27 protein-coding genes and 1 pseudogene are annotated in these 26166 nt (G+C 59.6%); 3 read left to right on the forward strand and 25 right to left on the reverse strand.

What is annotated here, in order from left to right; all coding sequences use genetic code 11:
• Positions 1–12: 12 nt before the first annotated feature.
• Positions 13–2034, reverse strand: coding sequence for a hydantoinase/oxoprolinase family protein (locus tag EJ074_RS01700; RefSeq protein ID WP_129552723.1), 2022 nt, complete (start codon positions 2032–2034; stop codon positions 13–15).
• A gap of 222 nt (positions 2035–2256) precedes the next feature.
• Between EJ074_RS01700 and EJ074_RS01705 the strand changes: the two genes are divergently transcribed.
• Positions 2257–3102 carry a MerR family transcriptional regulator gene (locus tag EJ074_RS01705; RefSeq protein ID WP_165349821.1) on the forward strand — a complete coding sequence of 282 codons (846 nt, stop codon included), beginning with the start codon at positions 2257–2259 and terminating at the stop codon, positions 3100–3102.
• Between the two features lie 147 nt (positions 3103–3249).
• Positions 3250–3960, forward strand: a complete 711-nt coding sequence (locus EJ074_RS01710) for a GntR family transcriptional regulator (protein WP_129552725.1) — start codon at positions 3250–3252, stop codon at positions 3958–3960.
• A 123-nt stretch (positions 3961–4083) separates the two neighbouring features.
• Here EJ074_RS01710 and EJ074_RS01715 read toward each other — a convergent pair whose 3' ends face one another.
• The 9 genes from EJ074_RS01715 to EJ074_RS01755 all read right to left on the reverse strand — a co-directional run bounded on the left by EJ074_RS01715 (position 4084) and on the right by EJ074_RS01755 (position 13120).
• Positions 4084–5553 carry a cytosine permease gene (locus tag EJ074_RS01715; protein WP_127426981.1) on the reverse strand — a complete coding sequence of 490 codons (1470 nt, stop codon included), beginning with the start codon at positions 5551–5553 and terminating at the stop codon, positions 4084–4086.
• A complete protein-coding gene (locus tag EJ074_RS01720; protein WP_127426980.1) occupies positions 5550–5786 on the reverse strand; it encodes a hypothetical protein in 237 nt (78 codons plus the stop codon). The genes EJ074_RS01715 and EJ074_RS01720 overlap by 4 nt, the downstream gene beginning before the upstream one ends.
• A 405-nt stretch (positions 5787–6191) precedes the next feature.
• Entirely contained in the window at positions 6192–7037 is an 846-nt protein-coding gene (surE, locus tag EJ074_RS01725) for a 5'/3'-nucleotidase SurE (protein WP_165349822.1), read from the reverse strand.
• A 29-nt stretch (positions 7038–7066) separates the two neighbouring features.
• Positions 7067–8230 (reverse strand): FAD-binding oxidoreductase, encoded by a 1164-nt coding sequence (locus tag EJ074_RS01730; protein WP_129552727.1) that lies wholly within the window; start codon positions 8228–8230, stop codon positions 7067–7069.
• Entirely contained in the window at positions 8227–8610 is a 384-nt protein-coding gene (locus tag EJ074_RS01735; RefSeq protein ID WP_129552728.1) for a cupin domain-containing protein, read from the reverse strand. Before EJ074_RS01735 ends, EJ074_RS01730 begins: the two co-directional genes overlap by 4 nt.
• 251 nt (positions 8611–8861) lie before the next feature.
• On the reverse strand, positions 8862–9692 hold the full coding sequence (locus EJ074_RS01740; RefSeq protein ID WP_129552729.1) for a DeoR/GlpR family DNA-binding transcription regulator: 831 nt from the start codon (positions 9690–9692) through the stop codon (positions 8862–8864).
• A 122-nt stretch (positions 9693–9814) separates the two neighbouring features.
• Complete coding sequence (locus tag EJ074_RS01745) at positions 9815–11260, reverse strand: aldehyde dehydrogenase family protein (RefSeq protein ID WP_129552730.1); 1446 nt, start codon at positions 11258–11260, stop codon at positions 9815–9817.
• A gap of 54 nt (positions 11261–11314) precedes the next feature.
• The gene (locus EJ074_RS01750) at positions 11315–12103 is read right to left on the reverse strand and encodes an SDR family oxidoreductase (protein ID WP_129552731.1); all 789 of its coding nucleotides are present in this window, start codon (positions 12101–12103) and stop codon (positions 11315–11317) included.
• Positions 12104–12136: 33 nt separating this feature from the next.
• Positions 12137–13120 (reverse strand): phosphotransferase, encoded by a 984-nt coding sequence (locus tag EJ074_RS01755; RefSeq protein WP_129552732.1) that lies wholly within the window; start codon positions 13118–13120, stop codon positions 12137–12139.
• Positions 13121–13377: 257 nt separating this feature from the next.
• On the opposite strand from EJ074_RS01755, the pseudogene EJ074_RS01760 reads away from it, so the two are divergent.
• Positions 13378–13844, forward strand: a pseudogene (locus EJ074_RS01760) (GSU2403 family nucleotidyltransferase fold protein).
• Between the two features lie 41 nt (positions 13845–13885).
• On the opposite strand, the gene EJ074_RS01765 reads toward EJ074_RS01760, so the two are convergent.
• From EJ074_RS01765 to EJ074_RS30050, 15 genes are all read right to left on the reverse strand, one after another.
• The gene (locus tag EJ074_RS01765; RefSeq protein ID WP_129552733.1) at positions 13886–14851 is read right to left on the reverse strand and encodes a D-2-hydroxyacid dehydrogenase; all 966 of its coding nucleotides are present in this window, start codon (positions 14849–14851) and stop codon (positions 13886–13888) included.
• Positions 14852–14915: 64 nt separating this feature from the next.
• Positions 14916–16130: an acetyl-CoA C-acyltransferase gene (locus EJ074_RS01770; RefSeq protein WP_129552734.1), complete on the reverse strand. Its 1215-nt coding sequence runs from the start codon at positions 16128–16130 to the stop codon at positions 14916–14918.
• 132 nt (positions 16131–16262) lie between these two features.
• Positions 16263–17027 carry an SDR family oxidoreductase gene (locus EJ074_RS01775; RefSeq protein ID WP_129552735.1) on the reverse strand — a complete coding sequence of 255 codons (765 nt, stop codon included), beginning with the start codon at positions 17025–17027 and terminating at the stop codon, positions 16263–16265.
• Positions 17028–17048: 21 nt separating this feature from the next.
• On the reverse strand, positions 17049–18080 hold the full coding sequence (locus EJ074_RS01780; RefSeq protein WP_129552736.1) for a phosphotransferase family protein: 1032 nt from the start codon (positions 18078–18080) through the stop codon (positions 17049–17051).
• Positions 18067–19278: an acyl-CoA dehydrogenase family protein gene (locus tag EJ074_RS01785; RefSeq protein ID WP_129553984.1), complete on the reverse strand. Its 1212-nt coding sequence runs from the start codon at positions 19276–19278 to the stop codon at positions 18067–18069. The genes EJ074_RS01780 and EJ074_RS01785 overlap by 14 nt, the downstream gene beginning before the upstream one ends.
• A gap of 33 nt (positions 19279–19311) precedes the next feature.
• Entirely contained in the window at positions 19312–20076 is a 765-nt protein-coding gene (locus EJ074_RS01790) for an SDR family NAD(P)-dependent oxidoreductase (protein ID WP_165349823.1), read from the reverse strand.
• Positions 20077–20101: 25 nt separating this feature from the next.
• Complete coding sequence (locus tag EJ074_RS01795; protein WP_129552738.1) at positions 20102–20470, reverse strand: nuclear transport factor 2 family protein; 369 nt, start codon at positions 20468–20470, stop codon at positions 20102–20104.
• A gap of 35 nt (positions 20471–20505) precedes the next feature.
• Positions 20506–21360, reverse strand: coding sequence for an NAD(P)H-binding protein (locus EJ074_RS01800; protein ID WP_129552739.1), 855 nt, complete (start codon positions 21358–21360; stop codon positions 20506–20508).
• Positions 21361–21431: 71 nt separating this feature from the next.
• Positions 21432–22271, reverse strand: coding sequence for a transporter substrate-binding domain-containing protein (locus EJ074_RS01805; RefSeq protein WP_129552467.1), 840 nt, complete (start codon positions 22269–22271; stop codon positions 21432–21434).
• Positions 22272–22307: 36 nt separating this feature from the next.
• Positions 22308–22970 (reverse strand): amino acid ABC transporter permease, encoded by a 663-nt coding sequence (locus tag EJ074_RS01810; RefSeq protein ID WP_129552468.1) that lies wholly within the window; start codon positions 22968–22970, stop codon positions 22308–22310.
• Positions 22967–23614 carry an amino acid ABC transporter permease gene (locus EJ074_RS01815; RefSeq protein ID WP_129552469.1) on the reverse strand — a complete coding sequence of 216 codons (648 nt, stop codon included), beginning with the start codon at positions 23612–23614 and terminating at the stop codon, positions 22967–22969. The genes EJ074_RS01810 and EJ074_RS01815 overlap by 4 nt, the downstream gene beginning before the upstream one ends.
• Positions 23611–24420 carry an amino acid ABC transporter ATP-binding protein gene (locus tag EJ074_RS01820; protein ID WP_129552470.1) on the reverse strand — a complete coding sequence of 270 codons (810 nt, stop codon included), beginning with the start codon at positions 24418–24420 and terminating at the stop codon, positions 23611–23613. Before EJ074_RS01820 ends, EJ074_RS01815 begins: the two co-directional genes overlap by 4 nt.
• A 139-nt stretch (positions 24421–24559) precedes the next feature.
• On the reverse strand, positions 24560–24952 hold the full coding sequence (locus EJ074_RS01825) for a hypothetical protein (protein WP_129552740.1): 393 nt from the start codon (positions 24950–24952) through the stop codon (positions 24560–24562).
• The gene (locus EJ074_RS01830) at positions 24924–25241 is read right to left on the reverse strand and encodes a helix-turn-helix domain-containing protein (protein ID WP_129552741.1); all 318 of its coding nucleotides are present in this window, start codon (positions 25239–25241) and stop codon (positions 24924–24926) included. The genes EJ074_RS01825 and EJ074_RS01830 overlap by 29 nt, the downstream gene beginning before the upstream one ends.
• Before the next feature lie 204 nt (positions 25242–25445).
• Entirely contained in the window at positions 25446–25619 is a 174-nt protein-coding gene (locus EJ074_RS30050; RefSeq protein ID WP_245454895.1) for a hypothetical protein, read from the reverse strand.
• Positions 25620–26166: the final 547 nt, after the last annotated feature.

A 26166-nucleotide genomic window follows, 5' to 3' on the forward strand; every position in this document is an offset into this window, starting at 1 on the left:
CCTGTCGCTTTTTTAGTTTGCGATTGTCACGATGAGATTGCCACTGTCGTCTACGGCACCGCTGGTGCCGGGCGGGAGCACGGCTATCGAGTCCGTATATTCGACGATGCTCGGGCCCGTTACCGTAAAGCCGGGCTTGAGATCGCTGTTGCTGTATAGCGACGACCTGATCCAGTGGCCGTCGAAGTAAACGTCACGACTGGCGCCGTTGGCGCGGCCTGCCTGAGCTCCGAAGTTGAAGTGCGGGGGCTCCTTCAAGGCGCCGACAGCAGTCACACCAAGTGCCACGAAAGCAATCGGGAAGTCGTCCGAGCTAACTCCATATTCGAGCCGGTGGGCGTTGTGGAACGCATCAGCGATCGACGCGATCTGGCCCTTCGAGATAATTCCGTTCGGAATATCCGTGTCGACTTCGTAAGTCTGGCCGACATAGCGCATCTGCGCGGTGCGGGTGATCTTGGTTTCCGAGGCTCCGATACCGTCAGCCAGGAGACGGTGACGGGCCTTTTCCTCCAACTCGGCGTAGAGACGGTTCAGATCCGAAACGTCGACATCGTCAAGGGATGCGTAGTGAAAGGCCTCCACGTCATGGCGAATGTTCATCGCAGTGGCGCCAAAGGCAGAGGCGACGCCTGCCTGGCCTGGAATGATGACCTTCGGGATGTTCATCGCCTGAGCAACAAAGCACGCATGCATCGGACCGGCGCCGCCAAAACTTGCCAGCACGAAGTCGCGCGGGTCGCGAGCCCTGGCCACGACCACACCCTTGACCGCCTGCGCCATCGTTTCACACGATATGCGGATCATGCCTTCAGCGGTTTCGAGGCGCGACAGGCCGATCTTGGCGGCCAGCTTATCAATCGCCATTTCGGCGGCCGCAACGTCTAGCTCGAATTTGTCCGAGAGCGACGGGTTCAGCCTGCCCAGGATCAGATTGGAATCCGTGATCGTCGGCTCGGTTCCGCCGCGGCGGTAGCATGCCGGGCCGGGCTCCGAGCCAGCGCTGCGTGGCCCAACTCGCAAGGATCCACCCTCATCGACCCAGCCGATCGAGCCCCCGCCGGCACCGACCGAGTGGATGTCAAGCATCGGGACGCTTACCGGCACCTCCCATTCCAGCTCATAGCTGCGCGTGATGAGCCCCTTGCCGTGCTCGACGATGGAGGCATCGAAGCTGGTGCCGCCGACATCTGTATGAATGATGTTGTCGAAGTGGGTCGTACGGCTGAGATAAGACGCATAGGCGACACCGCCGGCCGGACCGGACTCGATGAGCTCCTCTGGCCGATCCTTGGCGTTCTTGGCGCCCATGACACCGCCATTGCTCTTCAAGATCAGCAGCGAGCCGCGAAAACCCTTGGACTTCAGGGCATCCTCCAGGCGGTCGAAGTAGGACGTCATTACAGGCATCATGCATGCCCGGATCGCTGTCGTCGTGAAGCGTCCATGCTCGCGGAAAATTGGCCTCGTCTCAGCCGAGATGACGATATGCACATCCGGATTGGCCTCGCGGACGATCTCGCGCATCCGCTGTTCGTGGGCTGGATTTGCGTAGGAATTGATGAACCCAATCCCCACTGACTGGATGCCGCGCTGCGCGATCGTTTCCGCCACCTGCTGGGCAATGTTCTCATCGAGGGGACGGCGGGTCTCCCCCTTCACCGACATGCGCTCCGGGATCGCAAAGCGATTGCGGCGGCGAATCAGCGGTTCCGGCTTCGATTGATATGGATCATAGAGAGCCTTGCGGTGCTGGCGGCCGATCTCGATAGTGTCACGAAACCCTTCCGTCGTGATGAAGGCAGCGTCCGGATAATTCCGCTCGATCAAGGAATTGGTGGCGGTGGTGGTGCCGTGCATCAAGAAGGAAATCTGATCGAAGGGAATGCCGGCGGCCTCGATCGATTGGACGACGCCCTTTGAGCGGTCATCTTTCGTCGTCAAGACTTTAGCTGTCGTGTAGGATTTGTCTGATTCATCCCATGCGAAAAGATCGGTGAACGTGCCACCGACGTCAATGCCGACGCGCCACATCTACAGTGTTCTCCTATGTTCCCAGGCGATATTTTAGTTTTTTGGAGGCGCCTTGGGCGCGCTCGATCGCTCCTGAAAACTCTACATCTGAGTTGTAGATTGTCAAGCACGGTATGTAGAGTTATTTTTGCAACCTCAGTGCTGAAAGACCGTCTGCAAAACGCGGCAAGGACCCCCTTGGCGGTGGCAGCCCCCCGCGACGAAGCAGACCCGGAGATGAAAATGCGGCATGAACCGAATGCGGGCACCGAATTGAAGATATCCGATCTCAGTCGCCTCACGGGCGTGCCCGTTTCCACTTTACGGGTCTGGGGCGAACGAGGCCTGCTCACCCCGCGCGTCACGCCGGCGGGATATCGAATCTACAACCAGGACCACGTTAAACAGGCTGCGGACATCAAGCGCCTGCGCACGCTGCAAGGCTTGAGCATCGCGGCAATAAAGGCTGCTCTTCCGGGCAATGATGCTTCCGGCCATGCCAACGCTGTGACGTCTGGAAATGAGCCTGATGCCAATGCGACCAATTCTGTCGGGGCAAGGCTCAGGTCGCTTCGCCAAGCCCGTAAGTTGACCATACGCGAAGTTGCCAATCAGACTGGCATTCCGCAATCGGTCCTGGCCTCCATAGAGCGTACTTCGCTGGGCGTGCAGATTCCCGAAGGCAAGACGCTTGCATCATTCTACGGCGTCACGCTGACTTCCCTCATGGCCACGCCCTTGACGGAACATAACAAGGAAGTGATTTCCTCTTCCGATGGGGGTCAGGTTCTGCCGACGCTCGGCAAGGGTCTGAGGATCGAACAGCTGGCCACTGGCAGAGACATGATGGATTGCCAACGCTGGTTTATTGAGCCGGGCGTGAACAGTCACGGCGCCTACAGCCATGATGGCGAGGAATTCGTGTACGTTCTTTTCGGGGAGTTCAAGATCACCGTCGAGGAGACCCGCGTCCATCATTTGCGGCAGGGCGAAAGCATCTACTTCAAGAGCAATTGGAAGCATTCCTGGTCCAACCCAGGCCAGACGACGACGGTCCTGATCTGGGTAAATACGCCACCAAGTTTCTAGCGCAGCAGCCACCACAACAGGACAGCGCCCAGGTATTGCTGTTGGACCATTGTTGGCTGCCGCCTATTCTCGCGGCCTAATGGCGGGTTACCAACGGGCGACGACTGTTAACGATTGCATCGGTACGACTGAAGTAGCGCATAGCCAATGGCCGACAAAACACAATTCGGACTGACAGCCCTCGACACGGTGCCCCTGCATGAGAAAGTCTATCTGGAACTGGTTCGGGCGCTGATGTCGGGTCAGTTCCAGCCGGGCCAGAAGCTGACCTCGCGCAAGCTGGCCAAGGAACTCGGCACGAGCGACATGCCAGTGCGCAGCGCCTTCATGCGACTGCAGGCGCTGAGAGCGCTGAGCCCGATGCCGAACGGCAGCGTCGAGGTGCCGACCATCTCGGCCGACCGCTTCCAGCAACTGACCGATGTACGCACGATCCTCGAAGGCAACGCCACCGAGCTCGCCACCAAACTCATCAACGGCAACAATCTGCGCGCAATCCGCCGCCACTGCACCGAGCTCACCCAAGCCGCCCGCAGCGGCGACATCGATGACTATCTGCGCAAGAACCACGACTTCAAATTCTCGATCTACCGCCATTGCGGCAACGAGCAGATGATCTTCCTGATCGAGACGGTGTGGATGCAGGTGGGTCCCTTCCTCAGGAACCTGCGCATCGGCTTCGAGGACGACCTCGCCGGCATTCTCGAAATCGACTACCACGAGGAGGTGGTCGCGGCGATCGAGGCCGGCGACGGCAAGCGAGCGCACGCAGCCATCGTGCGCGAGATCGACCAAGCCGTCACGCAAATCCTGCGCAGGCCGGCGGGTGTGACAGAAGCCTGCCCTTCAGGCGAATGAACAGGTCGGAGAATTGAATGCATCAGAAGAAGCACTTCGCACCAGGGTGCGAAGCTTGCCTGGGAGTGTGTGCCAAGCTGGCAGAGCTCGACGCGAGCGGCCCGCCAGCCTGGCGCCAATCGCTCAAAGTGCCGGCACGACCTCAGGAGTTGGCTTGCGAGCCTCGCCATAGCCGCCGATGCCTGACGGAATAACGATTGCGCGCATTGCGACATAGTAGACGATCGCAGCCAGGACCATGGTCGGAATACCGGCACCCAGATAGCCTGCGTAGGCGTTCATCGAGGCGGCCACCGGGTCATACATCCAAAGATAGAGCGCGATAGACCCCAGCGAGATGACAATCGCCACCCAGTTCACGCCGCCCCAGAACCAATAGATGTTACGGGAGTCACGCGAAAACAGATGCTCCGGTTCGAGCCGCTCCTTTCGCAGAAGGAAGTAGTCGACAAGGGTGATCCCCGTGATGCCGACGAACATCACACCGTTGATCGACAGCCAACTCATCACCGAGGCAATGACCCACTCCGTGCGAAACGCGACATAGATGCCAGGCAGCAGGATCAAGCCAAGAAGAAGGTCCCAGCGCAACCTTGTCAGGGGCCGGATCTGTTGGATGGAGACGCCGGAAAGATAGATCATGATGATCATGGTAGCGACATTGGCAAGCAGAACGAACGACATGATGGCCGTTCCAAACACCGGGCCGCCAAGCTTGATCATCCAAATGGTCGGATCGGGGGTTCCAGCCGACACGGCCGCCAGAGCCGCGACCATCGAAATCACGGCAGCGCCCAACACGCCGACGCCGACGACGGAAGGACCCATGATGTGGCGCCGCTTGCCGACAAGACGTGTCAGCCCGCCCATGACGGGCCACCAAGTCAACGAGTTCGATACGCCGAACTCGACGGCGAGCGCGAAGCCTTGGGTCTTCGTCTTGACCAAGGCCTGATCGACCGGAACGTCAATGGCGAAAACGGCCGGACCAAACTGGTACAGAAGGATGCCCAGCATGATGGCGGTCACAACCATGTGGCCGGGCGCTATGTAATTGCTCAGACGCTCGAAAAGCCACGGCCCGCGGCTTGCAATGAGCCAGACCAGAAAGAGCGACGCCAGCGCCAGCACTATCACCATGCCCTCGACAGGTCGATCGGTGGACTGCTCAAGTGTCTGAACAACATTGGCCGCACCGCGCGCCGTGAGGGCAACGACGACGTAAGTCCAACCGATGAGCGTGGCCAGAAGGCCGAACAGGGGCAGCAGCACGCCGTATGTGCCGAACGACGACTTGGCGGCGTCGATTGTGTCCACGCCATATTTGTACGAAGGAACGGCGGAAGCCAGCGTCACCGCGGCCATCCCGATCAGCAACCCGGCCAGATAGCCTAAGATGCCGATGCGCGTATCCCCGACATAGGGCAGATACCCTCCGATAAGGAACGCCCAAGTGGCGGCGCTAAAAGCGCAGCACGTCCACGTGAATGACGAATAGCTGTTGTAGATTCGTTCATGGCTGCGAAGCGGCAGCCTGCCCGCCAGGGCCTCGCTCACAACGCGGGCCTGCACTCCCTTGACATCGCCGCTCATAGCGCACCTCTGCCAATGACGACCAGCGTGCCAATCCAGATCGCCGCTCCGACGGCAGCCCACAACAGTCCTTCGATGATGATAGGCCTTGATGTGGCGAAGCAGTCCGACGAGGCATGCGGGTCCATGCGGAGGCTCTGAAGCCGTAACGCCAGTTCCTTGTCGAGTTCGCGGGAGAGGTCCCCCGACGCTCCGCCGGCACCAGCGCCGGCGAGACCTGATAGCTCGGTCATTGTTGTGTTTCCCCTTGCTGCACCAATTTGATTTTCCGCGGAGCGCTGGGTGCCTGGCTCCGCAACTTACCAAAAAGCTAACACCATGATCTCACTTTTGTCCACATAATTTACCGTCATTTGCCACAAAACTTCACATTTCGGACTGGTATGGTCGCCAGCTTGCCGCAGCAATCCGCGCTAGGGTCTCGCACGCGATTGAGTTGATGATGTCGGTTGGGCGACGCCAAGGCCTGATTGATCTGCCGCACTCGAGGAGATTAAGACCTGTGAATTTTGGCGGGGTGGACAAGAGTCACGCGATCCAGCGCCCCGCTCCAGCAAGGCTCGATGCCGTCAAATCTGAAAGCCGCAAATCATCGCCGGAAACCTATGTCATTTTGGGCCGCGATTGGCCTCGCAAGGTCAGGGAACGCTGCTTTCTTCCACCACAATCGAGGCATTCAGATCCGCAATCGTGCCTCTTGTCCACGCGAGCAAGTGCCGTCGGGCATGCCGGTCGGTCCATGCGAAGTTCATCGGGGTGACGGAGGCGCACCCGTCGGACAATGCTCGCACGTCGGTACCAGGGCTCCCCTCGAAAACCGGGTCTTGCTCGGGATGGGTGGCAAACAGCAACCATCCGCGCCCGCCGTCGGTTTCAACGACGGGTATCTTCGAACGTTGCCACACCCTTCGATCGAGCGAGGCCATGACAACCGACCTCGCCGGTCTTGCAGGCGCGTTGAAATTAAGGACTGAGCGTCCTGGCAGACGGCGGCGATCTTCCACCATTCGCTTGACCAGGCGAGTCATCAGGGCAGCGCCAGGTTCGAAATCATAACCATCGAGATCAACCAGCCGAAAACGGCCGTCACGCGATTGCTGGGAGGCGGCAAGCGACGGAAAGCCCAGCATGGCACCCTCAATTGCAGAGCCTAACGTGCTCGAATATGTCGCGTCGTCACCAAGGTTTGCCCCCTCGTTTATCCCCGAGACCACGGCATCCACGTCGACGGTCAGCCCAGCAAAAACGGCCACCCGAACACAATCCGTCGGTGTTCCGTTGGTTGAATAAACGGGATTTCCATCGTCGCCACCGACGCGGTTCAAAACGATAGGCTTGCGAAATGAAGCAGATCTGGCTGTGCCGCTGCGTGGTCCGTCCGGCGCCACCGTGACCACGGACATGCCCGCAGCGACAAGAGCGTCGCGCGCGGCGGCCACTCCCGGGGAAAGATAGCCGTCATCGTTCGTGAGCAGGATTTTCACGTCAAGTTTCCTTTGCTGGCAGAAGGACGTCAGGCTGCCTCGGGCAGCAGGGACGGGCGATCCGGCAGACATACTTCGCCTTGGGGCACGGTGATCGGCTTTCCAAGCAGCGCCCATTCAGCTGCAAGAGCGCCCAGGACAACACCGCTAGTGATGCCGACACCGCCAAGGCCCGCCACGACAAGCACGGAAGGGTCGGCTTTATAGGGTCCGACCTGGAACAGCCCATCCGCGCTCAAAGGATAAAGCCCGCACCATCCGGCGCGAAAGCCTAGGTCATCGACCTTCAGGCGCTCGCTGACCATCTGGGCTACCTTGAGAAAATTGTCATCGCCGTCCGGGGGGCTGAAATTGTCGGGATCAGTGACCGCCAGACCCGGCACGGAGTCATATGTGTGCAACCCGGCGATCAGCGAGTCCGGGCCGTCCTGCCGGAAATAGATACCTTCGGCCGCCTGTCCTGGCACATAGAAATTGCACATCGGCACCGTGTAGCCGAGATCGCGCGGGAGCTTGACCCGTACCACCTCATGAACCTCTGGGTTCACGGCCACGGGATGACCCAATGTCTTGCCGACCTGTGGCGCCCAGGCTCCGGCGGCGTTGATGACAATGTCGGCTTCGACCTCGCCTCCGCTGGTCGACAGCACATGCACAGAGCCGTCCTTGCGATAGGCGTTGAGTTGGGTGTTCAGCAGAAAGCGAACGCCTTTTTCGCGCGCCTCCTCGACCATGACCGAGCATAGCAGATGGCCATCGAGATGGCCGTCATTGGGGCCGTAAAGAGCCGCGGTGACGTCATCGATCGCGAGATCCGGGACCAGCTTTTTTATCTCTGCGCGCGAAAGAATCTGCGCATCCGTTGCCCCCAAACTCCTTTGGAAGGCCAACGAGTGTTCGAAGGCGCCCACGTCCGCATCCTGTGTTGCAAACCGCAGGTTTCCGATGCGGGCGAGCGGCAGTCCTCGATCGCGCTCGAAACGGAACAGCAATTCGCGCTCGCGAACTCTGATCTCGATGTCCAGCGGACGAAGAGTCTGGGCGTTGTAGACGCCCGCCGACAGTCCTGAGGAGCCGGATGCGGGTGTGGCCTTGTCGATGACGACGATATCTTTCGCGCCCAGTTCGGCTGCGCGGCGCGCAGCCCCGCAGCCGGAAACTCCAGCGCCGATAATTGCAATGCGCGGGCTCATGCTGGCTCTCCTCCAATTTCCAGATTTGCAGCTTGCCTCGCCCGCCAGTCGACTGGCGCAATGGATATGAACACCATCGCGTCGTCGCCCTGATATTCGAGCTCGGTACCTTCAGGGATCCACAGAACGTCGCCCGGCCCCAACTCGTGCACTTCGCCGTCAGATTTCAGGCGGAACTTGCCCGAGATGCCCGCAATCAACTCATCGTATCGGACAGTCCAGGCCACCGAACGTCCATCGAAGCGGGCAAGGTAGGCTCCCATGGTGGTCGAGTCGCCCGGCCCCACCAGCCGGCTGATGGACGCCGCGCCCGGCCCGTCGCCGTATGGCGAAAAGGCGACCTTGCCTGCCTCGAATTTACGAATCCCGCTTGGCGTCATTTTTTTGTCTCATCTGCACGCACTGCACGATCGGCAAGTCGCGATAGCTGCATTTGGCCGGCCCACCAGCCTTCATTTTCAATACAATCGGCCAATCGAAGCTCTCGGCGGCGAATTGGTATCGCCACCGCGTAACGGGCTTCTCCAAGCCGTCACCAGTGAGATTGCAGGGCCAAACGTGGAGCATCAGCTCCCTGGATTTGGCAGGCCGCACATCTGTCGTTTTACTCGTTATATTTGCTGAACTAAGTTCACGCCTGCTCCCGCACTTTCGAGGAGTTCGCACGATGAATGCGAGGTTGCGACTTCTCGGCCATTCCCGATCCATCCGCATTGATGAATTCGATTTTGTGGGCGGCAAAGCTGGCGGCCAAGGCCGGATCGGGGGACCTGTCGGCGACGATCGTATCGATCTCCTCGAACGAAGCACATTTGAAAAGGCAACGCTGCCCGAACTTGCTGGAATCGATAAGCGCGATCGCCTGGCTACCCGCTTCGATCATGGCCTGCCAACAAGCCACTTCGTCGGCCGTGTCGCTTGTCAGTCCAATCGAAGCGTCGACGGCGCCAACCGAGAAGAAGGTCTTTTCGGCTGAGTAGCGTCTGATATTTTCAACGGCGACGACGCCGACCGTCGACCCTAGATAGTCGTCCAGTCTGCCACCCACGGCATGGACCTCGTTCTCTCCTCGCGACCCTAAAATCCGTGCTGCATCCACGGAATTGGTGATGATCCTGAGGTTACGGTGATCCCGCAGCGCCAAGGCGAGGTAGCACGTGGTGCTTCCCCCTCCGATCATGATCGTATCGCCGTTTTCGACCAGGGCAGCAGCAGCGGCCGCTATCTTCCGCTTCAGGTCTGCGTTGAGATTCAGGCAGTGCTGGAACGCCGCCTCGCGCAGAACGTCAGGAAGCGTCGCACCGCCGCGTACGATCTCGACCACGCCCTCGTCAGCCATTCGCTTGAGATCACGTCGAACGGTCTCGCTGGATATCTGGAGCTCGTTTGCCAGGTCTAGCAAATTGACCCGCCCGGAAACCCGCAGGATGTCGAAAATGCGGTTTCGTCTAAGTTCGCTCATAACTCGTCTCTGTAGCTGAGGTGCTTGAAAACATCGCTCAAATTAACAACAACAGGCACCTTTCGCCACATCATTTATCAAATGTCGAGGAATCGGTGCGCTACCTTCATACGATACCTCAATCAGGCTGCGCTCCGAGACCATCCGGCAACGGCCTTGATTTCGAGATACTCTTCGATGCCCCAGCGTCCGCCCTCACGGCCGATTCCCGAATGCTTGTATCCGCCGAACGGACTGCCGGGCCCTCGGGAGGCCCCGTTCAATCTGACCATCCCGGCGCGGATTTTGCGGGCAACCCGTTGCGCGCGCAGGGGATCCCCGCTCTGAACATAGGAACTCAGACCATATACGGTGTCGTTGGCGATGCGGATTGCCTCCTCCTCACTATCGAAGGGCATGATTGAAAGAACTGGTCCGAAGACCTCTTCGCGAGCAATTCGCATGTCGTTTGTCACGTCGGCGAAGATGGTCGGCCGCGCGAAGTAACCCTTGTCGAAACCTGCCGGTCTGCCCGGCCCGCCCGCGACCAGGCGCGCGCCTTCGCCAAGTGCAGCAAAGATCAGCTCTTGAACTTTATCGAATTGGGCCTTGGAGACGAGCGGTCCGATATGGCTGCCTTCTTTTCGTGGGTCGTCAGGCTGCATTTCAGCTGCGACGGCGCGCGCTGCGTCGATAGCCTGCTCGTAGGCAGACCGCTCGACCAACATGCGGGTCGGCGCATCGCAGGACTGGCCGGTGTTGGTGAAGCAACTGCGCGCGCAGCGCGCCGCGGCGGCGGCGACATCGAGGTCGTCGAAAATGATGTAGGGACTCTTGCCTCCGAGCTCGAGCGCAACACGCTTGAAGTTGTCGGCAGAAGCACGAGAGACGGCGGCACCAGCCCGGGATGAACCGGTGAACGAAATCATGTCGACATCACCATGTCGCGCCAGCGCCTCACCGGCTGTTGGGCCATCTCCATTGACGAGATTGAAGACTCCTGCCGGATACCCCGCCCGATCGACAAATTCAGCAAACAGCATCGAGGATAGTGGGGCTATTTCCGACGGCTTCAGGATCACTGTACATCCGACGGTCATGGCAGGGGCTGCCTTGAGACAAACCTGGTTCATTGGCCAGTTCCAAGGCGTGATCAGACCGCAAACCCCGATAGGTTCGCGTATGATACGATCATCTGGCGCTTGGCTGCTGAGCACGTGTTCGAACTGAAAATCCTCGAACTCGGCTAGGAATATCTTCAAATGTGACAGGCCTGAGGCCGCCTGTGCGGTTCTTGCAAGCGTCAGGGGCGCGCCCATCTCCGAAGAGATGGCCGTGGCCATTTCATCAATCCTGGCGGTGTAGATTTCGATCAACCGCTTGAGCAGTTCGACGCGGTCTTGAAGTTCGACGTCGCTCCACAGAGGAAAGGCGCGGCGGGCCGCAGCAACGGCCCGATCTATATCGGCCACACCGCCGAGCGAAATCTGCGCCACCGCGAGTTCGCTGGAAGGGTCAATAACATCGAGCAGTCGCTTCTCCTGCGGCTCCACCCAACGGCCATCGATATAAAACTGTGTGCTTTGCATGATCTAATCCGGTTGCGGAGCTAACGCATCATTACAAAAGTCGTGATTGCGGCCTCAGGCGGGCAGCGATTCATACAAGTGCAATGTCGCAAGCGTCCCGCAGTCGACCGGCACGTCGATGCCGGTAATGCCCGACGCCCGGCTTGAAGCGAGAAAGCCTACGGCTTCCGCCACTTCCTTGACCCTGACAAGACGCCGCATCGGCACTCGCTCGAAGCGGGTGAGCATGTAGTTCAGCGCCTCGGCGGAGACGAAATCTTCGATCATTTTTGTGTGGGTCCAGCCGGGGCTGACCGAGTTGACCCGGATGTTGTGCGCAGCAAGATCCTTCGCGGCATTCTTGGTGAACCCCACCACCCCGGCCTTGGCGGCAACATAGGATGACTGCGGACCATCCCAGCCGTTGGCATCAATTGAGGCGATGTTGATGACGGCTCCGCCTCCAGTGTCCTTCATTCGACGCGCGGCGCGCTGGGTCATCAGGAACGTGCCGTTGAGATCCGTCCCGATCACCTCCAGCCATCTTTCGTATCGCACGTCGAGAAATTCGGCCTGGTCAACGATACCCGCGTTGTTTACAAGGACATCGATCTTGCCGTGTCGCGTTACGATCTCGCCTATCACCCGCTCGACATCGGCCTCGTCGGAGACACTGCCGACATGGACTGAAACCGTTGAAGCTCCAGCGGCCTCGGCCTTCGCAACTGTCTCCTTCAGGGATTTTTCGGTACGCCCCATGAGGGCAAGCGATGCACCTTCGCCCGCCAGGTGCTCAGCGATACCTTGACCAATTCCCTGCCCCGCGCCGGTGACGACCGCCAGCAATCCATTCAGCATTCCCATCGTGCAAATCCTTCGTGCTGGAACAATCGCGATTTAGAACAGTGCGCCATGCCTCACGACCGCGGCGCGAGCCGCCACCTCGTCCAGTGGCGTGGCGGCGAGAAATTCTCTGGCCAAGACCATGTTTACGTCGCTGTGGTGCTTGTAGCTCCAACCGGTAAGCAGCGTCGCTCGCTCGCTCATGCGCGGTTCGGCCATTGCAGCCCAGGACACTTCGCGCAGCGCATTCACGAAGCGCAGGATGCCGACACGGGCCCGCTGGCCGTCGTCGAGGTCGGGATCGTAAAGCTGGAGAAAGTTTTCGGTTTCCTCCGCCGTCATTTCGGCCTGAGACGTGGCCCCGGCCAGATCGAGGGCTGTCAACGAGTAGCCGCAGTAGTCGAAATCGACGAACTTGATCCCCTGCTCACACATAAGGAAGTTTTGCGGGACCAGATCGCCGTGGATGAAACCCATCGGTGGATTTGAACGCACAAGCACGGCTTCCAACGCCTGAGCAGCTATCCAACATTCATCAAAACCTTCCGGAAGCGATCCTTTGACGGCTTCGGCGCCGCGCAGGAACACACGAACATCTTCAAAGACGTCAAAGCGCCGGCGACCAGGATCAGCTTTGTGCAATTTGCGCATAGCCTCGACCATTTGCGCCGCGTATGCCTTTTCGCGGATTGCGGCAGGCCTCAGCGTTTCGCCGACGATGAATTCGGAAATGAAATCGCCAGCCGGGGAATAGGCATAGATCGAAGGAGCGACGCCCAAGCGTGACGCCTCGACCTGGCCATGAATTGCATCCACCAGCGCAGCATTGTTGAAGTGCTCGGCACCGGGATCACGAAGCTTCACGGCCCATTGCTTTTGACCGTCGGCAACCACCAGATTTATGTTGTTTGCGCCACCGGCAAGCGGATAGACATCAAGCACCTTGTCTTTGCCGATGCAGTCCCAGTCCTCCAGGCAGGCGATCGCCTTTTGGCGTATCGCATCGGGCACATCATCCGAGAACTTGTAGCTATTCACGCAAGAACTCCCTCTCGCGACCTGTTCCCTCGGTCGTCATACGCAGCCTACTCGTTGTCCGGGACAGGCTGTGCGCGCCGCCAGCCTTAGCGGCTTTTTGTTGGCAGTACCTATGTTGCATGTGATATTTTGACTGTCAATTCCCATATTTTTGACAACTCTTGCCATTTTTGATTTTTCGGTGGCGGCAAGCAGCGAGCGCTTGATCCGTTTCCGAGCGCCAAAACCTGAATTTATACAAATGCATCAGCAGTCCCGTGTGTTTTCGTCGCAAGCTGTTGCATCTGCTCGAGCGTTCGTCGGGGACATTCCGTGCGATAAACCGCGACGGATATCTCGTCGACCTGATCAAACCGCTGTCGAATCCGGCTTGGAAGAAGAGCCGGGAGCGCATCGGGAAAGGCGACGACGAATTGGTCGCCGCCGAGATCGCCGGGCTGGCGTGGCTGGAAAACGCCCTGCTTTCGAAGCAATCGCGATCGACGAAAGAGGCGGCCCGTTACGGCTCGTTGTTCCCGACCCTCGGGGTTTTGCGGCTCACAAATTCTGGGTCTCGAAACGAGTTGACCGCGAACCCGTCAGGCTCCGCCGTGACTTGGCCCAAGCCGAGACGGTTGCAGAACTCTCGACGCACTATCTTGAGCATCTCCCGTATGAATCAGGTGAGCTTCGGGTTCTGCCCCGGGAGGTTTTCGAGGACGCGCGTGGTCTGTTCCCGCTTTGAGCGAGCCGCAACGTCTGGGGGGAGGTTGCGATGCAGCTAGACTAATAGCCGCGGAGTGGGTCGACGACGTTCACAAGCGGCTCGTTGCGACGCCATCTGGCCAAATTGTCCGAAAACATCCGAGCCGCGTTCAATTCCCAGCCGTCGAAGGTCGATGCGCAATGAGGTGTCACTATCACGTTGTCGAACGACCAAAGCGCATGATCGGCGGGCAATGGTTCGACCGTAAAGACGTCAAGAGCCGCACCGCGTATCAGGCCGTCCCTCAGTGCCACTAGAAGGGCTGTCTCATCGACGATCCCACCGCGCGATATGTCGATCAGGACCGCCGACGGCTTCATGGCGGCGAAAGCCTTCGCGTTCAGGAATCCCCGGGTTGCCGATGTGAGCGGCATGCAGCACACGACATAGTCTGCGCGTCCCAGCAATATCTGCGACGACTCCGGGCCATGGACCTCATCGACGCAAGACAGCGGCTCCGGCCGGGAACGAATGCCCAAAGTCGTCATACCGAACTCTCGAGCAAGACGGGCGACGGCCTGTCCCGTTTTGCCCAGTCCGAACAGCAGGACTGTCTTGCCTTCAAGGGGCTCCACGGTCGCTGCAGCCCATCGGCGCTGCTGCTGATCTTTCTGAAAGCTACGAAGCCCCAGCGCGAAAGAAAGCATCATTCCGAACGTATATTCGGCGAGCATACCGGCGGCCACACCTGCGGCGTTGGTAACCGTGACGGTCTGCGGATCCCAAGAACCAAGGTGGTCAACACCCGATCCTCCGACCGAAACCCATCTCACGGTCTCGCTCTTCAACAGGACATCGCGTGGAAATGTTGGCTTTCCCTCGAACATGACCGAGTAAACGACATCGGCACGCGTCGCGTCGATGGTGCCGGAAAGTGCCCTGTAGGTATCGCAGCAATGAAGCTCCAGATCGGGGTGATCCTCCCGCACGACATTCTCTACCGTCTCGGGACGGTTCGAATGGATGACAACGACGGGCCGGCGCATCTGGCGAGACCTTGTGCAAATGACAGGCAGGGGCCTTAGACGGACGCACATGCACGCAACGTGGTCATGCGGGTCGGCAGACCTCGAAAAGGCCGGCTGCCCCCATGCCGCCACCAACGCACATAGTCACAACGACGTATTTCACATTGCGCCGTCGGCCCTCAATCAGCGCGTGGCCGACGAGCCGCGCGCCCGACATGCCATAGGGATGTCCGATGGAAATCGCCCCACCATTGACGTTGAGCCTTTCGTTGGGAATGCCCAGGCGATCGCGGCAATAGATCACCTGGACCGCGAATGCCTCATTGAGCTCCCACAGTCCGATATCCTCCATGGCCAGGCCGTGAGCCTCAAGAAGCTTCGGCACCGCGAAAACCGGGCCGATGCCCATGATGTCCGGATCACATCCGGCGACAGCAATCCCCCGATAGATACCCAAAGGTTCAAGCCCGCGACGCTCTGCCTCCGAGGAGGCCATCAGCACGCACGCTGAGGCGCCATCGGACAGTTGCGAGGCATTTCCCGCGGTGATCGCGCCGCCGGGCTGCTTTAGGCGGCGCCCTCCCGGGAACGCCGGCTTGAGCGCATTGAGGTTGGCAAGGGTTGTGTCGGCTCTATTACCCTCATCCTTTTGCAGCGTGACGGTGACGGCACGTGTTGCGCCCGTCTCCTTGTCAGCTTCGATTTTGACCGTAGTCAGGGGCGCGATTTCGTCGTCAAATTTGCCGGCGGCCTGCGCGGCCGCGGTGCGCTGCTGGCTCTGCAGCGCGTATTCGTCCTGGGCCTCGCGCGAAACCCCGTAGCGCGCAGCCACGATCTCAGCGGTCTCAAGCATTCCCATGTAGATGTCGTCGCGGTTGGCGACCAGCCAAGGATCCTCCCAGCGCGAGAAATTCATGCTCTTGTTTTGGACCAGCGAAATGGACTCAAGTCCGCCCCCGACCGCAATACGCATGCCATCCGACACGATCTGCTTTGCCGCGGTTGCGATCGCCATCAAGCCGGAAGCACATTGCCGGTCAATCGTCATACCCGGAACACTGGCCGGCAGTCCTCCCCTAAGGAGGGATGAGCGCGCGACATTCATGTAGGTCGAACCCTGTTGCAGGGCAGCACCCATGACGACGTCGTCCACTTCCGTGGCATCGAGCCCCGCCCGCTTGACCGCCTCAGCGATCACATGGCCGCCAAGCGCCTGGGCCTGGGTGTCGTTGAAAGCCCCCCGGTATGCGCGTCCGATCGGGGTACGCGCGGTCGAAACGATAACGGCTTCACGCATTTGCCAGCCCCCGAACCGGACTTTTCAGCAAGGCAGCTCGAGTACTTTCCGTACCATCACGCATCTCTGGTTCTCCCGTATTTTTGTCCAAGTCGCTGGCTGCCATTTTCGTCGATCCGGCCGACGCTCCGGTCAGCTCACCATCATCCCGCCGTCGATGGTGAATGTCTGACCCGTCGTGTAGGACCCGGCTGGCGCCGCCAGGAACACCGCGCAGCCCGCAATCTCGTCAGGTTCGCCAAGACGGCCGACGGCGGTCATGGCCTCATATCTTGCCTTGGTGGCAGGGTCCTCCCAAAGGGCCTTCGCGAAATCGGTCTGGATAAGGCCAGGCGCGATGCAGTTGACGCGGATGTTGTGCGGGCCGAGTTCCACGGCGAGATTGCGGGCAAGTTGCATGTCCGCAGCCTTTGAGATGCTGTAGGCACCGATGGTTGACGAGCCGCGGAAGCCCTCCACCGACGACACGATGATGATTGATCCGCCGCCGGCGCGTTGCAGTTGCGGGGTCGAGAACTGCACCAGCCAGTTGATTGACAAGACGTTGTTGTCGAGCGTCTTGCGGAACAGCTCATCGCTGATTCCGGCAAGCGGGCCGAAGTAGGGGCTGCTAGCTGCATTGCAGACCACGCAGTCGAGCCGGCCAAATGCGCCTATGGCGGCCTGGACAAGGAGGCTGAGATCATTTTTTGAAGAGATGTTGGCTTCCACCGCGAGTGCGCGTTGCCCACCGAAGCGGGCATTGATCTCGTCAGCAACTGCTTGGCAGGCGGTCAGCTTACGCGAAGAGATCACGACGTTGGCGCCCGCTTCTGCCATTGCCGTCGCGATGGCTTTTCCTATTCCGCGTGAGGCGCCCGTGATGACTACGACTTTGGCCGAAAGATCAAACAGCATCGCAGAGTTTCCGATCCATGTTCAGGCCGTGAGCCGGCGCGCGATATTCCAGCCGATCTCGGCCAGAGGCCTGGCCTTGGCTCCCATGACCACGGCATCGGGGCTCGATGCCGTACCGTCGAGGGCGCGCTTGGCGATGCCCTGACAGATGGCCGCGATGCGAAAAACCGCAAATGCAAGGTAGTATTCCCAGTGTTCGATATCAGCCCGGCCAGTCGCTCGCGTGTACAAGCGCCGATACGCAGGCTCGTTCGGGATTCCGAGTGCTTGCAGATCTTCGCCTTCAAGACCCCGCAGCAACGCCGGGGACCACCGCCAAGCCGTCATGTGGTAGGCAAAGTCAGCCGCGGGGCTTCCAAGGGTGGATAGTTCCCAGTCCAAAACCGCTACGACCCGCGGCTCGGACGGGTGAACTATGATATTGTCGAGCCTGAAGTCCCCATGCACGACCCGGGACTGCTCCTCCGGCGGGAAATTGTCATTGAGAAACACAATCAGATTCTCCATGGCGGCGATGTGTTCGGTCTCGGAGGCCCGGTATTGTTTTGACCAACGTGCAACCTGGCGTCTGAGAAAATTCTCTGGCCGGCCGTAATCACCAAGGCCCAGTTCCTCCGGATCGAGCGTGTGAAGGCGAGCGATGGTCTCATTCACGGACCGAAACAGGGCGGTGCGCTCTTGCCGTAGGAAGCCCGGCAGTCGCGGGTCCCAGAATATTCGGCCTCGAACCAATTCCATCACGTAGAAGGCGCTGCCGATAACCTCTGTATTCTCACAGTAGGCAATAACCTGCGGCACCGGAAAGTCCGCACCGGCCAGTGCAGCCATGACCTTGTATTCTCGATCGATGGCATGCGCGCTTGCCAGGACCTGACCCTGCGGCCTTCGCCGCAGGACGACGGATCCCGACGCGGCGTCGAGGCGGAATGTCGGATTGGATTGGCCGCCTTCAAACTTGGTGATCGTCGCTGGTCCCTTATAGCCAGGAACGTTGGCGGCAAGCCATGCCTCGAGAGGTTCTTGCGCTGGCAGCCCCGCCCTACTGGATTGCATGGCGTTTCAACTCCATGCGCGCGATCTGATTACGATGGACTTCGTCGGGGCCGTCGGCAAGGCGCAGCACCCGCGAGATCGCATAGGCGATGGCGAGGCCAAAATCATCGCCCGTCCCTCCGCCCCCATGCGCCTGGATGGCCCAGTCGATCACACGGCAGGCCATGTTCGGCACCGCGACCTTTATCATCGCAATCTCAGCGCGGGCCGCCTTGTTGCCTACGGTGTCCATGGCATGCGCGGCGTTCAAAGTAAGCAGGCGCGCCTGGTCAATGAGGATCCGCGACTCGGCGATACGTTCCTGGGTCACGGTCTGTTCCGAGATCAGGCGCCCAAACGTCACGCGCGAGGATGTTCTCAAGCACATCCGCTCCAGCGCCCGCTCCGCAAGTCCAATCTGGCGCATGCAATGATGGATGCGGCCCGGTCCCAAGCGGCCCTGCGCGATTTCGAAGCCGCGGCCCTCGCCCAGAAGCATGTTGGCAACCGGCACCCGAACGTCAGTAAACGTGACCTCGGACGCGCGGTCGGGAACGCCTTCGTAGCCGAAGATCGGAAGCGCCCGTACCACCTCGACACCAGGGGCATCGATCGGGATAAGGATCATCGAATGTTGCCGATGCCGATCGGCTCCGGCCGCGGCTGAACGCCCCATGAAGATAATGATCTTGCATCTCGGATCGGTAGCGCCGGTGGTGTACCATTTCCGCCCGTTGATGACGTAGTGGTCCCCGTCCCGAACGATGGTGCTCTCGATGTTTGTGGCATCAGACGAGGCCACCGCCGGTTCAGTCATGGCGAAACAGGATCGTATCTCGCCTGCAAGCAGCGGTGTCAGCCACCTTTCCTGTTGTTCGGCGGTGCCATAGCGGACGAGCACCTCCATGTTTCCGGTGTCGGGAGCGCTACAGTTGAAAATTTCAGGCGCAAGCAGTGAGCGCCCCATGATCTCGCACAAAGGCGCATAGTCGAGATTGGTCAGGCCGGCCCCTCCCGCATGCTCCGGCAAAAACAGGTTCCAAAGGCCATGCTGGCGGGCCAGGCTTTTGAGCTCTTCGACTATGTCGTATGTTTTCCAGGCTCCCTTGGACTTGGCCTCCTCGAAATACTTTGCTTCATTGGGATAAATATGATCCCGCATGAAGTCCTCTAATTCTATCCGAAGCTCGGACGACTGCTCCGAGAACGAAAAGAGCAGCTGGGGGTTGCGCTTCTCCATCGTCCTTTTTCCTCAATCGAGCTTCGGGATCGTCTCAAGGATGTAAAGGTTCGTCAGCAGCCCACCATCCACGGTCAGCCCGGTACCTGTAATGCCGGAGGCAGCATCCGAAGACAGGAAAAACGCTGCATTTGCCACTTCCTCGCCAGTGACCACTCGGCGTATCGGGACCCGGTCAAAGTTTTGCTCAAGATGGGCATGCAATTTTGGCGGCTTCGGAGCCATCTCGGTATGGACGTAGCCGGGGTTGACGGCGTTGACGCGGATGTTGTGAGGCGCAAGCTCAAGGGCCGCGCTACGCACAAGCCCCATCAGGCCGGATTTCGAGACGTGGTAGACGCTGTAGCCGGCCTCCGCCCCGTAGGAATCGATCGACGCAATGTGAACGATCACGCCGCCGCCATGGCTCGCTTGATGGAGGGCCACATGTCTGGTGACAAGAAAGGCTCCCCTCAGGTTGATATCAAGCGTCTCGTCCCAGATTCGCGCCGTCATATCGAGGAAGGACACTTTTCGGGCCACGCCAGCGCTGTTGACAAGAACGTTTATTCGCCTGTCGTCCGTCGCGGCAGTGTCGACAAGGCGTCTGACGTCCGCTTCGTCGTTTACGTCGCCCTGACAAACACGTGCCTTGCCTCCTTTGGCCTCGATACGTGTGGCCTGCTCGTGAAGACGGTCAAGACGCCGACCGAATAGAACAACGTCGAAACCTGCGCTGGCGAACCGCTCGCTGATAGCGGCCCCTATCCCAGTGGCGCCTCCGGTTACGATCGCCACTGGGGATCTGCTGGATGTCACTGGCTCACTCCTTCCTCCCGGCGGGATCGCGATAGGCTCGCTCGCGCGCGATCAATCCACCTTCTATGTCGTCAAAAAGGCTGCTGCGGATCAGTCGCGAACCCGAACTATCCCTCGCCTCGAGCGAGAGTTCTATCTCCGCGGCAAGCCGCGACCCTTGGGTGACAAGATTGGTGATGGTCAGCCCGGCAACACGCCAGGTCTTGAAGTAGGCTACCAGGAATGTCCTCAGTCCCTCACGCCCCACGAATGGCTGCATTGGCCTTGCCATGTCGAACAGTCTGCAGTCCGGCGTGAAATGAGCAACGATGGCGTCTGTGTCGTTTGCAAGCAGCGCGGCCATTTGGCTTCTGAAAACCTTCTCGGGTTCCATGGTTTTCTCGTCTGTGGGACGTTGCGGCGGGGCGGTCAGTCGTTGAAAAATTGCGCGTTTTGCGACGCAAAGGTCGAAAATGAGATTGGTTTTCGACCGGTCAGACGCTCGACCGTGTCGGTAACGATGGCGTTGCGACCCTCAGCGATGTTCCTGCTCAGACCGACGATGAAGTCGGCCATGGCTTCGCTGCCGCCCCTCGCCAATACTCTGGTGCGAATGTCGTCCAATGGAACTTCGCTGACGCTGATCGGCCGGCCGGCGGCAGCGCCGATGATGTTGGCGAGGTCACGACTTGTAAGGGCCTCGCCACCGGTCAGAAGCAGATGATGTGAACGCGCATCGTCGTTCAAGAGTTCAAAAGCCGCGACCGCCGCGACGTCGCGGACGTCGATATAGCTCACCGGCTGGCTTGCGGATGCTGTTTCAAGGATGGATTGCTGCCTGATCTTGGGGGCGTAGGAACCGGTCGTGTAGTTTTGGAAGAACCAGTTTGGCCGCAGGATACAAAAGGAGTGTCCCGACCGTTCCACGGCCACTTCTGCAGCCCTCTGCGGCTCGGTGTCGTTCTGCGCTTGGCAGTGGATCTCCGACATCATGACAACGCGCTCCAACCGGGAAGCCGAGGCCAGCAATTCTCTGATCGCGGGAGCCGGCTCATCGTGTGGCGGCTTGATCAGATAGACTGCCTGGATGCCGTCCAGAGCGCTGCTCCAGGTAGTGCGATCATCCCAATCGAAGCGGCGCCGTTCGACCGAGCCTTCCTGTGTCTCACAGTTCAGGCTTCGAACGCCCAAGACATGGGGTTGGCCGCCGCTTTTCTGCAATGCCTGCGACAGGTACGTGCCAACCTTACCGGTCGAGCCGGTAACGAGTATCTTCCGCTGCATCTGATTGTGCCTGTGTCGAATTTGGGTGGCCCGGAGGAGCCGTTGCGCCTCCTCCGGGTGGGATCAAATGATCATTCAATGAGGTAGATGGGGTCAGGCAACTTCCGAAGCGCCTCTGGAAAACCGTACTTGTCGAAAATTGCTTTCAACTCACCTGAATCGCGCATCTCCTTGATGCCATCGTTGATCGCCTTAACTAGTTCATCGTTCCCTTTCTTGATGGGGAACGTATTCAGCGCGGGCTTCAGGCTTTGGCCAACACGTTTGTCGGGAGGAGGGACCGTTACCTCAGCCTTGATGTCCAACAGCTTGAGCTGGGCCGGAGACGATGCGGCCGCGTCGATAACGGCGTCGAGGCGCCCATTCTTGAGGTCGGTATAGACGCTCTGTTGGGATTGATAGAGCGTGAAGGTGGACCCGATCAGTTTCTGCAGATCGTCGTTCCACATGTTCCCTTGAAGGGTTCCAACACGCTTCCCGACCAAGGCATCGAGGGTCTTGAACCCGCTTGGTGAGACGATCGACAGATTGTCCCTGTAGATGGGCTCCGTGACACCCATCACCTTGGCGCGTGACTTCGATAGGTACCAATCGCCCGAAGCCACGTCGGCACGTCCGCTTTGGACGGCCTGGATGACGGCGGCGATGTCGAGCGCCATCGGCTTTGCCTTAAGGCAATTCAATTCCGCAATACGGGCTAGGACCTCGCCATCCACACCGACGAGCTTGTTGTCCTCGATGCCGATGTAAGGTGGCGCCTGATAGGCAGCAACGGTGAGCACACCGTCTTCGACAGTCTTGAGATCATGCTTTGGCTTGCAATCGCTACTAGCGGCGAATGAGAAGCCGCCCGCCATTTGCGTCAAGGCGAGCACTAGGCTGAATAGGCCTATCTTCTTTATTGTCATCATTTCTCTCCCATTATTGTTGCTTGTGCAGGGCCACCTCTACGCGTGCGGGTCGAGCCTGCGTTCGATCACCGCGACACCGGCCGACGCCGGGATGGCTATGGCGGCGTAGAAGATCCCCGCCAGGACAAACACCGCCATGTACTGGAAGGTCTTGCTGCCGTAGCCATAAGCCTGGCTCATGATCTCGGGGACAGTGACCACGAAGGCCAGCGAGGTCGCCACGAAGATCGCGATTCCAATGCTGAGCAACGGTGGGATGGCTATGCGGACCGCCTGTGGAAGGATGACATCCCGGAAACTGCTCCACCGCGATAGCCCGCATGCGTCGGCGGCTTCCTGCTGCCCCTTCGGCACGGCCTGGATGCTGGCGCGCACCACCTCGCTGCCATAGGCTCCGGTCTGGAAGGCCAACGCCGCGGCGGCCGCGACGAACCCACCCATGGTTATACCCACATCCGGCAGGCCATAGTAAAGGAGCTGAAGCATTACCAGCAGCGGAAGACCTCGCCCGACTTCAATCACGCACAAGGCAACCGCGCGCATGTGCCTGTTGCGGGTCATCACCCAAATGGCAAGTAGCAAGGCCAACGCATAGCCGAACAGCAACGCAACGAAGGTCAACTCCAGGCTCGCAACCAGGCCCGAAAGCAGACTGTTGCTGGCATCGCGGACAGTCTCTGTGAACGCCTCCCAGTTCATCCCAGTGAGAACCTCGCTCTGAGCCGGCTGTCGATGTTGCGTGACAGGTAGGCGAGCGGCAGACTGAGCAGCAGATACGTCAGGCCGCTCAAGGTCAGGACCTGGATGGCATGACCAGTGCGTTGCGCTTCCTGCAGGGCGTTGAAAGCAACCTCCGATACCCCGATCGTCGAGGCCACCGCGGTGTCTTTAAGCAGGCCAATTCCGTATGTTCCCGCTGGCGGCACAGCCACGCGCAGCGCCTGCGGGGTGACAATGTAGAAGGCGGTGTCGAATGGCTTGAAGCCCAAAGCCTTGCAGGCGTCCCATTGGCCGGGTGCGATGGCAAGGATGCCAGCCCGGTATGTTTCGGAAAGATATGCCCCTGAAATGAGCGACAGTCCGATTAGCGCCGATGTGAAAGCACCCAAGGTCACTCCAAGATCGGGAAGCCCGAAGTAAATGAGGAAAAGCCACGTGATTGGAGGCACCGAACGGAGCACATCGACAAACAAGTGGGCCAAGTGCCTCGCCCACGCGTTCGGCGCCATGCGTATCACGGTGATAGGAACCGCCAGCAGGGCCCCGATCATGAAGCTCACCAGCGTCAACACGATCGTGTAGGGAATCCCACTGACAATGGCGTTGAAACTTGCCTCGATCATCTGTCCAACACCGCCCGCAGAAACTGACGTGTCCGTTCTTCGCGCGGATGGCCCATGATCTGGTCAGGCGGTCCCTGCTCGAGGATCTTGCCATCCACCATCACGACGACCTCATCGGAGACATCGCGCGCAAAGTGCATTTCGTGAGTCACCACCATCATGGTCATGCCCTCGTCCGCGAGCTTTCGCATGACGGACAGCACCTCCAGACCAAGTTCGGGATCCAAAGCTGAGGTCGGCTCGTCAAAGAGGATGACTTTGGGATTGAGGGCGAGCGAACGGGCAATGGCGACACGCTGCTGCTGGCCACCCGAGCACTGAGCTGGGAGGTCATTGAGCTTTCGACCGACACCGAGCCGTTCAAGGAGCTGGCGCGAAATGTCATCGGCCTCCGCCTGCGACCGGCCCAGCACGCGCTCCTGCGGTAATGACACATTTCTCAGCACGGTCAGGTGCGGGAACAAATTGATGGACTGGAAGACCATGCCTACATGGCCCCGGTAGCGAGATAGCTGCGAGGCCTTGGGTTGGACTTTGCCCGCCGAGAAGATGGTGTCTCCGGCAAAGATGATCTCGCCTTGCGTAGGCATTTCCAGCAGATTGACGCACCGAAGCAGCGTGCTCTTGCCTGCTCCGCTCGGCCCTATCAGCGACACCACCGCGCCGCGCTGTATGGTAAGAGAGACGTTATGAATCGCGGCAAAGGCACCGAACGATTTGGAGATGTTTCGGAGCTCAATGGCAGGACCTTCGAAACCTGGCCCCGCCACATCTACCTGGCGCGATTTGACGCTTGCTAGGTTCACTCTCCACCTATTTCATGCCGGCCAGCTTCGGTTTTGGCAAACGCCTCCAGCCACCACGGCAAGGAGCGTTCGCTCTTGAAGTCTTGGCCTGTCAGTTCCCCATCGGCCGAGTTCGGCCTGCTTGTCTTGTCTGGCGCACTTAATCCGCGGGCGGCTTGACCCTCCCGCTCTTGCCCGCCTTTCCTTTCTGCTGGTCGACCGTCTTATTCGTTGCGGACACGGCGCCGCCGCCGCGCAGCATGTCCAGGACGAACCCGGCATACGTCTGCGAGATCTCCTCCGGGGTCAGAGGGCCCTGTGGCGAATACCATCTCGACACGGAGGTGCACATTTCTATGGCGGCAAAGCTTGCAAGCTTGACGTCGGCGACACCGAAAATGCCTTGGGCTACACCATCCGATATGGCTGCTCGCCAGAGCGCGGCATACTCGTCGCGCAACGCCGTAATTTCTTGCCTGTTTTCGCCCGTCAGAGACCGAACTTCGTTTTCGGTAACAAGGGTCTCAAGCCTGCGCGACGCGGTCAAAAGCACGTGGCTTCGGGCTAAGGCCGTGACTCGGCCTTGCGGGTCCTGCGCGCTCAAGGGCGGCCCGGGCAACGCTGAACTGGTCCTGCATCGAATCATACATCAACTCGAATAACAGATCCTGTTTGGAGCGGAGGTAATGGTACATCGCGGCGCTGGACAGGCCGGTGCGACGAGCAATCTCGCGAATACCGGTGGCCGCGTAGCCAAACTCGGCAAACAGCGCGATCGCGGCATCCCTCAGTTCCGCAGGAAGCGGAGGCGGAGCCTTTTTGGCAGTCTGGAACCGTGCCATTTCATCTCCGCTTTTTATCGAACGATCGATTGGAAATTTGTAATCGAACGCTCGATAACTTGTCAATCCGATATCGTCGCCCCGCGCGCCTTCACGGATGTTTTTCGGGGAAACCCATTGGCGCAAAATCGAGCAAGGCGCGGCTGTGTCGCCAAAACGCCACCGCTGCGGTACCTCGCAACGAGATGGGCGCACCGCTACCGACTAGTTGGCATAGTCAGGATCGAGCACGTCCAGCCGCCTCTTCATCTCGTCGAAATGCGCGATGGCGTAGTCGTGGACGCCTTCCTGCCATTCCATCGCGGTTTTTTCCGCGACGTCGGCGGAAAAACACTGAGTGGCTGCCCAGTCGACAAGGCCAAGACCATGGTCTGGCAAGCACGTTCCAGGTAGTACATGCAGTCGAAGGCTTCGGCTACCGTCTCTGCTGCCACCAGAACACCATGGTTGCCCATCATTAGAACCGAACGGTTGCCGAGAACGGATGCCAGCGTTCACTTCGGCTTCGCTGTTTGCAAGACCCTGGTAGCCGAGATCGATGGCCACACGGTGAAGAACCGCGCGGTGTTTTGGTCGATGGCTTGATCTCAGGGTTCGCAAGGCTCGCCATACTGTGGCGTAGACCGGATGGAGATGCAGCACGCAGCGCGCCTGCGGCGCCAGGGCGTGCAGCCCCGTGGATGCACCAGGCAGTGACGTCCGGGGCATCGGGGCGGTCCATAGTCGACGGGTCATCGCTGTCCAGCAGCAGCAGATCGCTGGCTCGGACGGCCGAAAAGGCTTCCAGCGGGGATCATCAAGAACCGTTTTCCGTCCACCGAAACGGCGAGTGAAAAGTGGTTGCCGACGGCCTCATGCCAGTCATTGATCGCCGCCAGGCGAAAAGCGGCGGCAAGGTCGACGCGCCGCTCCCATTCGCCTTCAT

It is taken from the genome of Mesorhizobium sp. M3A.F.Ca.ET.080.04.2.1 (assembly GCF_003952525.1).
Classification (GTDB): domain Bacteria; phylum Pseudomonadota; class Alphaproteobacteria; order Rhizobiales; family Rhizobiaceae; genus Mesorhizobium.